This window comes from Rhodanobacter sp. FW101-FHT13A11 (assembly GCF_058790335.1).
The window spans coordinates 1-921 of record NZ_JBYTCN010000034.1; the positions used below are offsets into that span (position 1 = coordinate 1).

The following is a 921-nucleotide window of genomic DNA, read 5'->3' on the forward strand; positions in this document are numbered from 1 at the left end:
GGTAATCCCCCCGCCGGTTAGCTGACGCCAGAAGTGGAATTTTCTCGTAGTCTTTCCCGAGGAGGTTCCATGAAAAAGTCCCGATTCACCGATAGCCAGATCCTGGCCGTGCTCAAGCAAGCCGAGGCTGGCACACCCGTACCGCAGCTGTGCCGCGAACACGGCATCAGCTCGGCGACGTTCTACAAGTGGCGCAGCAAGTTCGGCGGCATGGATGCGTCGCTGATGTCCCAGCTCAAGGAGCTGCTGGACGAGAACCGGCGCCTGAAGAAGATGTACGCCGACGCGCAGCTCAGTGCCGAGCTGCTGAAGGAGGCGATGGCAAAAAAATGGTGAGGCCATCTCGACGCCGGGAGATGGCCCGATGGGCGGTGGAGAACGGGCGCACGAGTATCCGGCACGCCTGCCAGACGTTCGCACTGAGCGAGACCGGGTATCGCTACCAGGCTAAGGCGCGCGAGGAGAACGCGCGCATCGCCGACTGGCTGGTCCGGCTGACCACGGCCTATCGTGACTGGGGCTTCGGCCTGTGCTTTCTGCACCTGCGCAACGTCAAGGGCTACGGCTGGAATCACAAACGGGTCTACCGCATCTACCGGGAGCTGGAATTGAACCTTCGCATCAAGCCCAGGAAGCGCATCGTGCGCGAGCGGCCCGAGCCGCTGGTGGTGCCCGATACCATCAATCAGGTGTGGTCGATGGACTTCATGCACGACCAGCTCAGCGACGGGCGCAGTTTCCGGTTGTTCAACGTGCTGGATGACTTCAACCGCGAAGGGCTCGGCATTGAGGTCGACCTGTCGCTGCCTGCAGTCCGCGTAATCCGGGCGCTGGAGCAGATCATCGAGTGGCGTGGCAAGCCACAGGCGATCCGCTGCGACAACGGCCCGGAGTACATCAGCGGCACGCTACTGACTTGGG

Annotated in this window: 1 pseudogene; it reads left to right on the forward strand. The window is 62.4% G+C overall.

Going from position 1 to position 921, the window contains the following annotated elements:
- Positions 1–69: 69 nt before the first annotated feature.
- Positions 70–921, forward strand: a pseudogene (locus tag AC3WRN_RS16700) (IS3 family transposase); the annotation flags it as partial.